This window comes from Psychrobacter sp. T6-1, assembly GCF_052258445.1.
Genome location: NZ_JBQQFC010000041.1, coordinates 1 through 14,447, shown reverse-complemented (window position 1 = coordinate 14,447; position 14,447 = coordinate 1). Strand labels below are relative to the sequence as shown.

The window sequence follows — 14,447 nt, the reverse complement described above, 5'->3', positions numbered from 1 at the left end:
CGCTATCTTATTTGTAACGCTGATGAGATGGAGCCGGGCACCTTTAAAGATCGCTTGTTAATGGAGCGCCTACCGTTTCAGCTCATCGAAGGCATGCTCATTACTGCTCACGCGATTGGGGCTACCGACGGCTATATCTTTATTCGCGGCGAGTATATTTTGGCCGCCGAGCGTTTGGTTACTGCTATTAATGAGTGTATCGCCAATAACTTGATGGGCGATAATATCTTGGGGACAGAGTTTAGTTTTAATCTGCACGTACATACGGGCGCTGGGCGTTATATATGCGGTGAAGAGACGGCGTTGATCAATTGCCTAGAGGGTCGCCGTGCTAACCCACGTACCAAACCGCCATTTCCGCAAATCTCTGGCGCTTGGGGTCGTCCAACGGTTGTCAATAATGTTGAGACCTTGTGCAACATGCCAGCTATTCTAAATCACGGCGTAGACTGGTATCAGTCATTGTCTGAGATTAAAGGCAAAAGCAAAACCCCTGGCACCAAGCTATTTGGCTGCTCAGGTTTGGTCAAGGATCCTGGTCTATGGGAGCTGCCCTTTGGTTATACTGCACGCGAGATTATCGAAGACTTCGCAGGCGGTATGTTAGAGGGCAAGACGCTAAAAGCGTGGTTGCCTGGCGGGGCGTCCACAGACTTTTTGACCGCCAATCATTTAGATATTGTCGTTGATTTTGATAGTATTCAAGACGCAGGTAGCCGTATGGGCACCGGTCTTATTATGGTCGTAGATGAAGCACAAGATATGGTGCCTTTACTACGTAACTTAGAGATTTTCTTTCAGCGCGAATCGTGCGGCTTTTGTACGCCATGCCGTGATGGTCTACCGTGGGGCGTCAAATTGCTCACTGCGATTAACGATGGCGAAGGGCAAATCGGCGACGTCGAAAAATTAGAAGGATTAACTCGGGATTTATGGATTGGCAAAACCTTTTGTGCCCACGCGCCAGGAGCGATGGAGCCACTAATGAGCGCTATCAAATATTTCCGTCCTGAGTTTGATCAAAAAATCGCGCAGGCGGTTGGTGCGGACGTCATAGACGCCGCGGCCAATCCTCAGCCAGTAGTGAAATAAGGAGAGCGGCATGGCAGTCATCCATATTGACGGCACCACTGTCGAAGTAGATAGCAGCGATAACTTGCTACAAGCCTGTCTATCTCTAGGTATTGATGTACCGTATTTTTGTTATCATCCTGCGCTTGGCTCAGTAGGCTCATGCCGTCAGTGCGCGGTTAAGCAGTATCAAAACGAAGAGGACATGAAAGCGGGCAAGGGGCGACTAGTGATGTCCTGTATGGTCGCGCCAGACAATGACATGTATATCTCAGTCACTGATGACGAGGCCAAAGCGTTTCGGGCCTCGATGGTTGAGCTACTGATGACCAATCATCCACACGATTGCCCTACTTGTGAAGAGGGCGGTCACTGTCACTTGCAAGATATGACCTATATGTCAGGTCATAATACGCGCCGCTATCGCTTTACCAAACGTACTCATCATAACCAAGATTTGGGCCCGTTTATCGGTCATGAGATGAACCGCTGCATCGCTTGCTATCGCTGCGTTAGATTCTACAAAGACTATGCAGGTGGCGAGGATTTGGGCGTTTATGGCTCAAACAATCGGGTTTATTTTGGCCGTGACAAAGACGGGCAGTTTGAAAGTGAATTTTCAGGTAATTTAACAGAAGTCTGCCCAACTGGGGTGTTTACCGATCAAACTCACTCAGAGCGCTACAACCGTAAATGGGATATGCAGTACGCGCCTAGCATCTGTCATGGCTGCTCGGCGGGATGCAATATCTCACCTGGTGAGCGTTATGGTGAGTTGCGCCGTATTGAAAACCGCTACAATGGTGAGGTCAACGGTTATTTCTTATGTGATCGTGGTCGTTTTGGTTATGGCTATGTCAACCGTGCTGATCGTCCGACTGGGGCGCTTGAGCGTATCAATGACAAACACGTCAAGATCAATATTGATTATGCGTTAGATGAGACTATCAAACGCCTCACAGACAAAAAAGTCATCGGTATTGGCTCACCTAGAGCGAGTCTTGAGACTAACTTTGCCCTCAAAAACTTGGTTGGTTTTGACAACTTCTCAACAGGTCTTAATCATCAGCAACAAGACTTAGTGCATAAATGTATCGAAGTACTCAGCACTGAGGGTATACATAATCCAAGTATGAATGAGATCGAAAGCCATGATGCTGTGCTCATCTTGGGTGAAGATATCACTCAAACCTCATCGCGAGTGGCGCTATCCGTACGTCAAGCAGCAAAGAACGAAGGCCTGAAAATGGCGGCAGCGCTCAAGACTCAGTCTTGGCTTGCGGAACCTGTCAAACGCATCGCTCAAGATGCTTTAAGCCCCGTTTATATTATCGATGTCACTCAAACTAAGCTTGATGATATTAGTAAATCAAGCGTAGTTGCGACGCCTGAAGACATCACGCGCCTTGGCTTTAGGGTCGCTGATGAGATTAGCAGTTTTACTGATGACTTGTCAGAGATAGCAGACCTGCAAAAATCTGAGCTAAGTAACAGTGATAGCGATGATGCTAGTGCTGATCCTATGCAAGTGCTGGCTCAACAGATCGCTTATGATTTGATTCAGGCAGATAGACCATTAGTGATATCAGGTAGTAGCTTGTCATCTACGGCTTTGATAGAGGCAGCGGCGCAGATTACTCAAGCGCTTACGCAAAAACGTCAAGCGATCAAGGCGACTGAGCAAAAGCAGGTTGATGCGCACAATGAGAGGGTGAAAGCTGCGCAAGCACAAGCTGCTAATGATCAGCCTGAAGAAGACAAAGAGTTAGAAGCCAAACCAGCTAAAGCGCAAATGGGTACCAATAAAGATGCCCAAGACGACGTTGAACGCGAGCCTGCGGATGCTCTTGAACTCAAAGAAGTCAATAAACAGTATCACGGTCAAGCGGGTATTTATCTGACGGTTTCTGATGCCAATAGCATGGGCGTGTGTATGCTAGGCGGTCACTCAGTAGAGGAGTTATTAGCTACTGAATTTGATGTCGTCATTGTCGCTGAAAACCAATTAACAGACGCTATTGATGCCAATAAGCTTACGCAACTACTGAGCGATAAAACGGTTATCGCGCTCGATCATCAGCTGCTTGAATGGCATAAAGACGTCGATATTGTACTGCCAGCCGCGAGCTTTGCGGAAGCAGATGGAACGCTTGTGTCAAGCGAGGGCCGTGCTCAGCGCTTCTTTCAAGTCTACGACAGCAACTACTATCATCCAATGAGCAGCATCAAAGAAGGTTGGCGCTGGCTGCACGCGGTACACAGTAGTATCGAGGGCAAGGAGGTCGATTGGACACAGCTTGATGATGTCATTAATGCTTTGATTGCAACCCATCCTAAGCTGGCTGGTATCAAAGGCGCGGCTCCCGACGCAGATTACCGTATTACAGGACTCAAAATCGCCCGTCAGCCGCGCCGCTACTCAGGTCGTACCGCGATGCGTGCGCCAATATCTGTTCACGAGCCTATGCAGCCCAAAGACTTAGATACCGGTCTTACCTTTTCGATGGAAGGCTATAGCGGCAAGCAGACCAGGGGCGCGATGATTCCTTTTGCTAGTGCTGCAGGCTGGAACTCGCCGCAAGCTTGGAATAAATATCAAGATAAAGTTGGCGGTCATCTTAAAGGCGGCGACCCTGGGGTGCGCTTGTTCGATAGCTTTGAGCGCCTGCCTAGCCGTCAGTACGTAGCACCAGAAGCAGGGTCTTACGCGGCAACTGATATGCAAGAGGGCCGCGCCAAATTAGTGCCAATCTATAATATCTACGCCAGCTCTATGATGGCCTCGCGCAGTCCCATTGTAGCTAAGCAGTTGCCAATTGCCAGTTGGCGCGTTGGTATGGATGATGCCAAGGCTTGGGGTCTGCTCGCTGGAGACTATTTGGCGATAGAGATTGATAATCGGCAGATAACACTGCCCGTGCAGTTAGTGCAGTACCTAGCAGAGGGCTGTATCGGCTACCCAGTTGGGCAAGTCAGCATTATTCATCCGACATTGCCAGCCTCAGTACGCCGCGTTGATGCGCCAGTCACTATCGCAGGTAGCATGGCTGATGACATGGTCAATGATACAGATGCTTTAGATGATGAGCTCGTAGCACCAATTAGCGATCAAGGGGCGTAAAATGCAAGTGACTCGTATTATCCCTGATGTGCCCGCCCTTTTGGCAAACATGATGACCTTTGATGCTTGGTCTATATTGTTTTTGGTTGTGCAATCGATTGTGATATTTTTGGTCGTGGTTATCGTCGCCGCTTTGATGATCGTCTATGAGCGCCGTATGCTTGCATTGTGGCAAGACCGTTATGGTCCTAATCGCGTCGGTCCCTTTGGCTCCTTGCAACTGGTTGCAGATATGCTCAAAATCTTCTTTAAAGAAGATTGGACGCCAAACTTCACTGACAAGTTTATCTTTACCTTAGCACCGGCGGTAGCGATGTTTACCGCTTTGGCGTCTTTTGCCATTATTCCTATCTCGCCAACCCTTGGGGTTGCGGACTGGGATATTGGTATTTTGTTCTTTTTTTCTATGGCAGGTATTGCTGTTTACGCGGTGATGTTTGGCGGCTGGGCGTCAGCGAACAAATTCTCGCTATTAGGCGGTCTGCGTTCAGCGGCACAAACCATTAGTTATGAGGTATTTTTAGGCTTGTCTTTGATGGGCGTGGTCGCATTGACAGGATCCTTTAACTTACGTGAAATCGTTGAATCACAAATAGACGGCTGGTACATTATCCCGCAGTTCTTAGGGTTTTTGACCTTTGTGGTCGCAGGTGTTGCGGTCACTCACAGGCATCCCTTTGATCAGCCAGAAGCTGAGCAGGAGCTTGCTGAGGGGTATCATGTTGAATACTCTGGCATGAAGTTTGGTATGTTCTTTATTGGAGAGTATGTCAACGTTGTACTTATCTCAGCCCTGATGACTTGTCTGTTCTTTGGCGGTTGGCTTGCCCCCTTCAATTTAGATATCCCTTTTGTGCCGCCTGCTTTTTGGTTCATGATAAAGACGCTATTCTTTATGACGATGTTTATCTTGGCACGGGGTTCGCTCATGCGTCCCCGTTATGATCAGGTGATGAATTTTGGCTGGAAAGTTTGCTTACCTGTAACCTTGATTAATCTGCTGGTTACCGCCGCTGTCATTTTGCTAATGAGATAGGGCGCCCGCCAACAAGGATAATAAGACAATGATTACCGCTATAAAAAAGACGCTCGTGGGTATGTTTACCATCGTTCGTAGTATGTGGATGGTCAATAGCCATGCGCTCAGGCCGCGCGATACCATACTCTATCCTGAGCAGGCCGTACCTGTGCCGCCGCGCTTTCGTGGACGTATTATCTTGACCCGCGATCCAGATGGGGACGAGCGCTGCGTAGCTTGTAACTTGTGTGCGGTCGCTTGCCCTGTCGGTTGTATCTCCTTACAAAAGGCGGAGCGTGATGATGGGCGCTGGTATCCTGAGTTTTTTCGTATTAACTTTTCGCGCTGTATCTTTTGCGGAATGTGTGAGGAAGCTTGCCCGACTACTGCTATTCAGATGACCCCTGATTTTGAGATTGGCGAGTATAATCGTCAAGACTTGGTCTATGAAAAAGAGCATCTACTCATCTCAGGCCCTGGCAAGTATCCTGACTATAACTATTACCGCGTTACTGGTATGGCGGTCGCAGACAAACCTAAAGGTTCTGCGCAAAACGAAGCAGCGCCTATTGATCTAAGGAGCTTGCTGCCATGATGACTATTTTGAATAATCCTGACTTAGCAGGGTTCTATGCGCTGGCGGCAGTGGCTATTTTTGCAAGCTTACGCGTGGTGACCCATGCCAACCCCGTGCACGCGATATTATCGATGATCGTCTCCTTATTGGCAGTTGCGGGTATCATGTTTATACTAGGCGCGCCGTTCGCAGGTGCCCTTGAGATTATCGTTTATGCCGGTGCCATCTTAGTTCTATTCGTCTTTGTGATTATGATGCTCAACCTAGGCATGGCAAGTGAGGCGCGAGAAGAGCGCTGGCTGGATGCGAGAACATGGGCTATTCCGACAGGGTTGACACTGATTATCGCCGTTGTGCTTTACGCGTTTATCGGTGTCAATCATGACGAGGCAGCAGTTATTGGCGGTGTCAACGTACCTGCCAAAGCGGTCGGTGTGGCATTATTTAGCAAATACATTATGCTCGTAGAAGTCGCTGCACTATTGCTACTTGGGGCTTTGGTTGCCGCTTATCATTTAGGTAAGCCAACGCTAGATGATGAGATAGTAATCGATGACACTATTCGCGATCCTAGTAAGCGCTTAACCCTTAACACTGCTACCCGCAGCGCTCGTAACAGCGGCGCTGACTTATCTCACGATAATGATAGCGACGTCAATTCGCTTGATTCAAACGAGCCTTATGAGTACAAAGACGTCGACCCGTATGATTATGTCGGTAAGCAAGCCGCTACGCGCAAGGAGTTAGACTGATGGTACAAGCAGTTAGCGTAGCCCAGGACGTATCGACTATGCCGTTCGCCCACGAGGTAGCAGGCCTAGCAGCGCCTGCTCTTGAAGTACAAAACGTGCTGGGTATTATACCTATGAGTCATGGGCTTATCTTGGCAGGGATTTTATTTGCCATCGGTCTATGCGGCGTTATGGTTCGGCGCAATTTTTTGTTTATGCTGATGAGCCTTGAGATTATGATGAACGCCGCAGCGCTTGCGTTTATCGTCGCTGGCAGCCGCTGGGTCGATCCAGATGGGCAAATTATGTTTATTTTTATTCTTACCTTAGCGGCTGCTGAAGCCTCGATCGGTCTTGCCATACTATTACAGTTTTATCATAAGCGTGGGCATCTCGATGTCGATAGCGCCAATGAGATGAGGGGATGATGTCATGAGTGTATTACCCTTAACCTTTATACTTCCGCTCATCGGCTTTTTAATCTTAGCCTTTATGCGTGACAAGCTCACCGAACAAGCCGCCAGCTTTGTTGGTGTTGGCAGTATGGGGCTATCAGCGCTTTGTACTTTGGTTGTCAGCTACACCTTTTTAGGTAGTTATCCTGCAGGTACGGTGGTAGAAGTACCGCTGTGGACTTGGATGCAAGTCGGTGATTTTGCACCAAGCTTTGGTCTTAGCTTTGATGGTCTTGCCTTAACCATGACTGGCGTCATTACAGGCATTGGCTTTTTGATTCACCTGTTCGCTGCTTGGTACATGAAAGGCGATAAAGGCTTTGCACGCTTTTTTAGTTATATGAATTTGTTTGTCGCCAGTATGCTACTGCTAGTACTCGCCGATGATTTATTGCTGCTATATCTAGGCTGGGAAGGCGTTGGTATCTGCTCGTATTTGCTTATCGGCTTTTATTACGAGCACCGTGCCAATGGCCGCGCTGCGATGAAAGCCTTTACTGTCACCCGCGTCGGTGATGTGTTCTTAGCCTTTGGTTTGTTTTTATTGTTCCGTGAGTTTGGCACCCTTAATATTCAAGAGATTATCACTCGCGCGCCTGAGATGTTCAGCGTCAATGATCCGGTAATGATCCTGACCACGATGATGATCGTGGGCGGCGCGATGGGTAAATCTGCGCAGATTCCACTCCATACGTGGCTCGCTGATGCTATGGCTGGTCCGACACCAGTGTCGGCGCTGATTCACGCCGCGACGATGGTTACTGCTGGGGTCTATTTAATCGCTCGTTTGCATCCATTATTTGTCCTCACTCCAGGTATTTTATTGTATTGGGTTGGGGCAGTGGGCGCATTAACCTTGGTCGTCGCAGGATTCTGTGCGCTAGTACAAACTGATATCAAGCGTATATTAGCCTACTCAACGATGAGTCAAATCGGCTATATGTTCTTGGCATTAGGCGTTGGCGCTTGGCAAGGGGCTATCTTTCATTTGATGACCCATGCGTTTTTTAAAGCCTTGCTGTTTTTGGCATCAGGTGCGGTCATATTAGCGGTTCATCATGAGCAAGACATCTTTAAGATGGGCGGTTTGCGTCGCAAGATTCCATTAGTATTTTGGTGCTATATCATCGGTGGCGGCGCTCTAGCGGCTATTCCTTGGATAACCGTCGGCTTTTATTCTAAAGAAGCGATCCTTTGGGAAGCTTATGCAACAGGTCATCAAGTGCTGTTTTATATGGGCGTGTTTGGGGCTTTCTTAACCGCTATTTATACCTTCCGTATGATTTGGATCATCTTCTTTGGTGAAGAGAAGACCCATGCGCACAAACTGTCTGGCATCTCGTATTGGTTGCCACTTACGGTACTACTGGTTTTATCGACTGCAGTTGGCGCTTTAATTTCGCCGCCGCTACAGGGCGTATTGCCCGAGAGTGTCGGACACTTATTAGAAGTGGCAGGTCAAGTAGAGGCTAAGCACACCGCAGAATATATCGCTATGGGCGCTATGCTCGCAGGACTGGTGATAGCCGCAGTATTGTACGTCGTTGATAAAGGTCGGATGCTGACGCGCTTTAAGCGCTCAAGTATCGGCGGCGCGCTGTATTACTGGTGCTATCACGGTATGGGCTTTGATGCGCTATACGATATAGTTTTTGTAAAACCTTTTTTATTCATCGGCCGCTTGTTTAAAGCTGACCCTGTTGATAAAACGTGGAATGTATTGCCGATGCTGGCATCAGCAGGTAATAAGATGTTGTCTGTGACACAAACAGGGTCACTTCGAGGTTATGCCGCAAGCTTTGGCTTGGGCGTTGCTGCACTTCTCGTATTGGTCATGATAACGGTGGTATAAGATGATTGAGTTACAACAAACGTGGATGCTACCGGCGCTCATTGCAATACCCTTTATAGCAGGCCTGCTGTGCTGGTTGGTTGAGCGCTTTAACAAGCGTTTACCGCGCTGGATTGCTCTGATTGGTATGACACTGACGTTTTTATTGTCATTGGTACTCTGGCAATATGGCGACTTTAGCGGTATGAGCAAGCAGGTCATTGCGCCGCAATCGGCAGTGCCTTGGGTCGCTGAGTTTAGTGTGCCTTGGATACCGAGTTTTGGTATTAGTTTTCATCTGGCGATGGATGGTATGTCGCTACTGATGATTGCCTTAACAGGCTTGTTAGGAGTAGCGGCAGTTGCGTGCTCATGGAACGAGATTCAGCGACGCGTTGGGTTCTTCCATTTGAACTTGCTATGGAGTTTGGGCGGGGTCATCGGGGTATTCTTAGCGATTGATCTGTTCTTATTCTTCTTCTTTTGGGAGATGATGCTCGTTCCGATTTACTTCTTAATCGCTATTTGGGGTCATGATGTCGTTGGAAAAACCAAAGAATACGCGGCGACCAAGTTCTTTATCTATACCCAAGCCTCTGGGCTTATTATGCTCATTGGTATCTTGGTACTGGTGATTATCAGTTACGCGCAAAGCGGTGTGGTCAGCTTTAATTACAATGATCTGCTCGGCACTAACCTTGGTGGCTGGGAATATCCGATCATGCTCTGCTTCTTCATTGGCTTTGCGGTCAAGCTGCCTATTATGCCTTTTCATGGCTGGTTACCTGATGCGCATGCGCAGGCGCCAACTGCAGGTTCGGTGGATTTGGCTGGGGTACTGATTAAGACCGCCGCTTACGGTTTGATTCGTTTTGTTTTACCGCTGTTTCCAGCCGCTTCGCAAGAGTTTGCGCCAATAGCGATGACTTTGGGTACGATAGGTATCTTTTATGGCGCGTGGCTTGCGTTTATGCAAACTGATATGAAGCGTTTGCTTGCTTATACGAGTATCTCGCACATGGGCTTTGTTGTGTTAGCCATTTACGCAGGTACGCTACTTAGCTTACAAGGACTGATGATTCAGATGCTCGCGCACGGTTTGAGCTCGGCGGCTCTCTTTATTATGGCAGGACAGCTCTATGAGCGTTTGCATACGCGTGATCTGACCGTGATGGGCGGTATGTGGGGACAGTTCCGCTATTATGCGCCGATCTTGATGTTCTTTTGTGCCGCGCTACTGGGTATCCCAGGTACGGGTAACTTCATCGGCGAGTTTATGATCTTGTTCGGTGCTTTTGCTCAGTATCCAGTGTTTGTGGTACTCGCGACGTTTAGCTTAGTGCTGGCAGGATTGTACTCACTTATCTTGATTTATCGTGCCTTATTTGGCGCTAATAATACCAAAGAAGTTGCCTTACATGAGACGCGCTCACATGGACTGCCCGAGCGTCCGCTTAAGGATTTGGGTCGCCGCGAGATTTCACTGCTGCTGGTATTAGCAGTGGGTCTGGTCTGGCTGGGACTGTATCCGCAGCCGATTCTCGATACCTCAAGCCACTCTATGCAGTGGATCAATAACGCTTATATTTATAGTGAAGTGTCACAAGCAGATGTGTTGCAATCACTTGATGCAATGGAGGCACGTTAAGTCATGAATGATTTTATGATGAATGATTTGATGGGGCTGATGCCTTATGCGCCTATTATTATCGTGGTGATTACGGTGCTGCTAGTAATGATTGCCATTACGATCAAGCGCTCACACACGATCACAGGCACTATTACCGTTGTCGGATTAAACATTGCATTATTTACCTTAATCGGTCAGATGCTGGGCATTATTGAGCGCGGAGCCTTACTGCCTACTGCTGAGCAGCTCTTTGTCGTGGACAACTTTGCGCAGTTCAACATGATGATTATTCTGGTCTGCGCGCTGGCTTGTTGTACGCTATCTTATGCTTATCTTGCCAATTTAAAAGACAATAAAGAAGAGCTATACATGCTCATTTTACTGTCGACTGTGGGCGCGCTACTTATGGTCTGTGCGCAGCATTTAGCGGCGTTCTTTATGAGCTTAGAGCTGTTATCAGTACCGCTATATGGCTTGCTCGCTTATACGTTCTTGCGTGAGAAATCTCTGGAGTCAGGGCTTAAGTATCTGGTGTTATCAGCGGCGGCCTCAGCGACTTTGCTCATGGGTATGGCGTTTATATACGCGCAGGTAGGCTCGCTAGGATTTAAGTCTATTAGTATTATGCTGGCAGGCTCTTTTGAGTCGCCCCTATTGATACTTGGCGTTGCCATGATGATGTTCGGTATCGCCTTTAAATTATCAGCGGCGCCCTTTCATGCGTGGACGCCTGATGTCTATGAAGGCGCGCCTGCTCCTATCGCGACTTATCTGGCGTCAGTCTCTAAAGTGGCGATGATGGCATTAGCGGTGCGGTTCTTAATTGATACCTCATTGTTGGCTTTGCCCTCTGTACAGATGCTGTTGATGGTGATGGCGACTTTATCTATCTTAGTCGGTAACTTGCTCGCGGTACGTCAGACGAACCTTAAGCGTCTGCTCGGTTATTCTTCTATCGCGCACATGGGTTATGTGCTGATCGTTATTGTGAGCCTCGGCGCGGGCGCTGATAGCATCTCTAGCATGTATATGGCGGTATACGCCTTTACCTCTATTGGTGCTTTTGGTGTGGTGACTTTGATGTCAAGCCCTTACAGATTATCAGGGGAGGCGGACGAGTTAGTGCACTATCAGGGGCTGTTTTGGCGTCGCCCAGTGTTGACTGCAGTCATGACGATTATGATGTTATCGCTCGCTGGTATTCCGCTGACGGCAGGCTTTATTACTAAGCTATTCGCAGTACTTGCCGCGGTGCAAGGTACCAATTGGTTCTTGGCGGCGATGATTATCTTAGGTAGCTCAATCGGTCTGTTCTATTATCTGCGCGTGATGCTGACATTATTTAAGCGTCCAAAGGCTTACGTAGAATTCGATGTCTCTGGACAGTGGGGCTTGCGTACTGGTGGTATTATGGTCATTGGCGTAACTTTAGCTATTCTCTTTTTCGGGATACTACCGAACAGTATGATTGAATGGGCAAGCCTGGCGCGCGTTTGGTAAAAGCGCAAATAGTAAACAGTACAGAGTAACCATACTCCTTACTGATAATGATATCGAAAGAATAAGGTGCGCTAAGTTTATGTTAAGCTTGGCGCACTTTTTTGCTATTGATTATCTACAATTAAGAGCCATACCTATACTTAGTTATTTAAAATTAAGTTATTTAAGTTGGTTAGCAGTGCAGCAGTGCTATTAGCATCTAAAAAACAAAATCTATAAGAGGCCTAAGTAATGATATCGAAAGAATAAGGTGCGCTAAGTTTATGTTAAGCTTGGCGCACTTTTTTGCTATTGATTATCTACAATTAAGAGCCATACCTATACTTAGTTATTTAAAATTAAGTTATTTAAGTTGGTTAGCAGTGCAGCAGTGCTATTAGCATCTAAAAAACAAAATCTATAAGAGGCCTAAGTTATGAGTGATAATATTCAAACGGTTAAAGTATTAAGTAAGACCACTTGGACACCTAATCTATTTAGCTTTACCGTTAGTCGTCCTGATAGCTTTAAATTTACCGCAGGGCAATTTGTACGTTTGGGCGTCAATCCTAGCCAGCTAAAGCACTACAAGCACGCAGATAGCCAAACCAAAGAGACTGCGCCTGATGAGGACATCTTTCGTGCTTACTCCATTGTGTCATCGCCCTTTGATGAGGTGTTAGAGTTTTTCTCTATCGTTATCGCTGATGGTGCGTTTACCTCCCAGCTTCAGTATTTGCAAGTGGGCGACGAGCTACTACTGAACACCACGCCGTTTGGGTTTTTGACATTAGCTCGCTACCAAAAGCCTGATCCAAAAGATCTGTGGTTGCTGGCGACAGGAACAGGACTTGCGCCGTTTTTGTCGATGTTACAGGACTTACAAACGTGGCAGGAATACGAGCACATTGTCTTGGCCTATAGTGCACGCAGCCTTGATGAGCTCGCTTATGTTGAGCAGATTGAGCGCTTGCAAGAGGACTTTGGGGCGCTCGTCGATAATCCTGCAACCCTTACCTTTATCCCTATTGTGACTCGCGAAGAAGTTGAGGGTGCACTAAGTGATCGATTACCCAAGCTGCTAACTGATGGCACTTTGCAGAAGCGGGCAGGCATTGCACTCGATATCGATAGTACGCACATTATGCTGTGCGGCAATCCTGATATGGTTGAGGATACCAAGGAGACGCTTAAGAGCTTGGGGCTGGTGATGAATCGGCGCGGCGAGGGCAATATCGCGGTAGAAAACTACTGGTAATTTAAGATTTAAAATGTATGCTCTAAACCTCAAGTCAAAAAAAGACGGACTAGCCAATCGCTAATCCGTCTTTTTTTTATTTCGAGATAACTCTGTCTACACGTTGCTAGGTTCAGTGGCATCCTCTACAGGGTGAATCGGACCTTTCATCAGCTCAGGTTCACCGCCTGTACCATAGTAGTCGTCAGCAATATCATTATTTTTATCATCGTCGTTAATAATATCCTCGCCGCTACTGCCGCCAAGCAAATCACGATAGTTGACTTGAGTCTTTAGCACCAGCTGTTCTTCTTCGACCTCGCCATAGTTGACTTGCACCTTACGTAGGGTGCTCATGATTTTTTGGTTCTTTTTAAGCCAGCGATTGATATCTAGGTAGATAATCTCGTCTTTGGCACGGGCAATATTGATATAAGACAAGATAAACCCTAACGGGTCTTTTTTGAGGACGCTGTGATAAAACCAGATAGCCAGCTTGACGCCTTGACGTTTCATAAAGGACTCACAGCGTAAATTGAGTACATCAGTATAAGTGAGCTGACCAAAGACAAAACGCTGAACGTTACGATCGAGCTGGACATGCACTAAGCTAAAGTTACTTGCGACCTCAGCATAAATACCTGCGGCGTTGACCGTACAAAACAGACGAAACCAATCCTCATGCAGCTCGACTCTGATCTCTAATATCGCGCCTACATTGTCGGTGACAAACTTTTGCAGCGCATCGTTAACATACTGCTGCGCCACTGGTATCGACAATTCATCTTCGATCTTGTCAGTGGTTTTGTTATACAGATTTTTGATAGCTTGAGTAACACTGCTCCAGCCGTCACTGAATGAATCGCTAAAGCGATCACCCATGTTTTCAAAGAAATGATCAAATTTGTCTGAACGATCAAAGTTACTCAAACGGATTATCCTTGTGCTTAATTATAATATCTGATGTCTTATCCAAAAGTCATGATGCTATATACTTTATAGCATGTGCTGGTGGCTAAAAATAGTATATAGCATTGAGCGGTACTACAAAACCGATAGGCTGACATTGTAGCAAATCAGCTCATAAAGTAATAAAAACACAACAGCGCAAAGTTATCATCATCTTGGGGTGTAGCCGTTTAATCAGCCCTCATGTTATGATAGCGACCAGATTGTTGTCGCCGTTTAAGCTGAGATCTCTTGTGACCTGTAATAAAGACTTGTATCGCGATCACTTTTTTGCAAAAGCACCTAAAAAAAATATCAGCCTACCTGTCGCTATTGTCATCGCAATTGG

General features: G+C 47.1%; 11 protein-coding genes. 10 read left to right on the top strand and 1 reads right to left on the bottom strand.

What is annotated here, in order from left to right:
• The 10 genes from ACTXGO_RS04410 to ACTXGO_RS04365 all read left to right on the top strand — a co-directional run.
• The coding region (locus ACTXGO_RS04410) for a complex I 51 kDa subunit family protein (RefSeq protein WP_443573478.1) at positions 1 to 1,092 on the top strand (1,092 nt) is incomplete at its 5' end.
• 10 nt (positions 1,093 to 1,102) lie between these two features.
• Positions 1,103 to 4,192 (top strand): NADH-quinone oxidoreductase subunit NuoG, encoded by a 3,090-nt coding sequence (gene nuoG / locus ACTXGO_RS04405; RefSeq protein ID WP_443573476.1) that lies wholly within the window; start codon positions 1,103 to 1,105, stop codon positions 4,190 to 4,192.
• Between the two features lie 49 nt (positions 4,193 to 4,241).
• Positions 4,242 to 5,228 carry an NADH-quinone oxidoreductase subunit NuoH gene (gene nuoH, locus ACTXGO_RS04400; RefSeq protein WP_443573480.1) on the top strand — a complete coding sequence of 329 codons (987 nt, stop codon included), beginning with the start codon at positions 4,242 to 4,244 and terminating at the stop codon, positions 5,226 to 5,228.
• A 40-nt stretch (positions 5,229 to 5,268) separates the two neighbouring features.
• Positions 5,269 to 5,805 carry an NADH-quinone oxidoreductase subunit NuoI gene (gene nuoI / locus ACTXGO_RS04395; protein WP_435951016.1) on the top strand — a complete coding sequence of 179 codons (537 nt, stop codon included), beginning with the start codon at positions 5,269 to 5,271 and terminating at the stop codon, positions 5,803 to 5,805.
• Entirely contained in the window at positions 5,802 to 6,539 is a 738-nt protein-coding gene (gene nuoJ / locus ACTXGO_RS04390) for an NADH-quinone oxidoreductase subunit J (protein WP_443573474.1), read from the top strand. Before nuoI ends, nuoJ begins: the two co-directional genes overlap by 4 nt.
• A 98-nt stretch (positions 6,540 to 6,637) precedes the next feature.
• Complete coding sequence (gene nuoK / locus ACTXGO_RS04385; RefSeq protein ID WP_317200318.1) at positions 6,638 to 6,946, top strand: NADH-quinone oxidoreductase subunit NuoK; 309 nt, start codon at positions 6,638 to 6,640, stop codon at positions 6,944 to 6,946.
• 4 nt (positions 6,947 to 6,950) lie between these two features.
• Entirely contained in the window at positions 6,951 to 8,825 is a 1,875-nt protein-coding gene (gene nuoL, locus ACTXGO_RS04380; protein WP_443543488.1) for an NADH-quinone oxidoreductase subunit L, read from the top strand.
• A 1-nt stretch (position 8,826) separates the two neighbouring features.
• Positions 8,827 to 10,452 (top strand): NADH-quinone oxidoreductase subunit M, encoded by a 1,626-nt coding sequence (gene nuoM, locus ACTXGO_RS04375; protein ID WP_443543491.1) that lies wholly within the window; start codon positions 8,827 to 8,829, stop codon positions 10,450 to 10,452.
• A 3-nt stretch (positions 10,453 to 10,455) separates the two neighbouring features.
• Positions 10,456 to 11,934, top strand: a complete 1,479-nt coding sequence (nuoN, locus tag ACTXGO_RS04370) for an NADH-quinone oxidoreductase subunit NuoN (protein ID WP_443573472.1) — start codon at positions 10,456 to 10,458, stop codon at positions 11,932 to 11,934.
• A 415-nt stretch (positions 11,935 to 12,349) separates the two neighbouring features.
• Positions 12,350 to 13,171, top strand: coding sequence for a ferredoxin--NADP reductase (locus tag ACTXGO_RS04365; RefSeq protein ID WP_443573470.1), 822 nt, complete (start codon positions 12,350 to 12,352; stop codon positions 13,169 to 13,171).
• Between the two features lie 96 nt (positions 13,172 to 13,267).
• On the opposite strand, the gene ACTXGO_RS04360 is transcribed toward ACTXGO_RS04365, so the two are convergent.
• Positions 13,268 to 14,080 carry a hypothetical protein gene (locus ACTXGO_RS04360; RefSeq protein WP_443573468.1) on the bottom strand — a complete coding sequence of 271 codons (813 nt, stop codon included), beginning with the start codon at positions 14,078 to 14,080 and terminating at the stop codon, positions 13,268 to 13,270.
• Positions 14,081 to 14,447 lie beyond the last annotated feature (367 nt).

Excerpts from the sequence above, each read along its gene's own strand:
- nuoG (WP_443573476.1), top strand. The coding sequence starts at position 1,103 with ATGGCAGTCATCCATATTGACGGCACCACTGTCGAAGTAGATAGCAGC.
- nuoM (WP_443543491.1), top strand. The coding sequence starts at position 8,827 with ATGATTGAGTTACAACAAACGTGGATGCTACCGGCGCTCATTGCAATA.
- nuoL (WP_443543488.1), top strand. The coding sequence starts at position 6,951 with ATGAGTGTATTACCCTTAACCTTTATACTTCCGCTCATCGGCTTTTTA.
- ACTXGO_RS04365 (WP_443573470.1), top strand. The coding sequence starts at position 12,350 with ATGAGTGATAATATTCAAACGGTTAAAGTATTAAGTAAGACCACTTGG.
- nuoJ (WP_443573474.1), top strand. The coding sequence starts at position 5,802 with ATGATGACTATTTTGAATAATCCTGACTTAGCAGGGTTCTATGCGCTG.
- nuoN (WP_443573472.1), top strand. The coding sequence starts at position 10,456 with ATGAATGATTTTATGATGAATGATTTGATGGGGCTGATGCCTTATGCG.
- nuoH (WP_443573480.1), top strand. The coding sequence starts at position 4,242 with ATGATGACCTTTGATGCTTGGTCTATATTGTTTTTGGTTGTGCAATCG.